The sequence below is a fragment of the Cellulosimicrobium sp. GQ32 genome, from assembly GCF_059758455.1.
In genome coordinates this window covers 1-259 of the sequence record NZ_JCAXEP010000043.1, presented here as the reverse complement: position 1 = coordinate 259, position 259 = coordinate 1, and the positions used below count along the sequence as shown (strand labels likewise).

1 protein-coding gene is annotated in these 259 nt (G+C 70.3%); it reads left to right on the top strand.

What is annotated here, in order from left to right; genetic code table 11:
* The coding region (locus AC6CH9_RS20850; protein ID WP_498156606.1) for a hypothetical protein at positions 1-259 on the top strand (259 nt) is incomplete at both ends.

The window sequence follows — 259 nt, the reverse complement described above, 5'->3', positions numbered from 1 at the left end:
CGGCGGGGACGTTGTGGATGGCGGCGGACGAGTACCAGAAGGTCGACGACTGGGACGTCCAGATGCCGGAGGAGGCCGAGGGCGAGGAGTCCGACGCCGAGCTGACGAACCCGGAGCAGGTGGACCAGTTCATCGCGGACCGGTCCCAGCCGAACAAGCCCCCGCAGCCCAAGGACGACTCGTTCGGGGTGCGCCCGGGGCGCACGACGATCCTGCCGGTGCTGGGCAACGACGTGGACCCGGACGGGGACGTGATGAC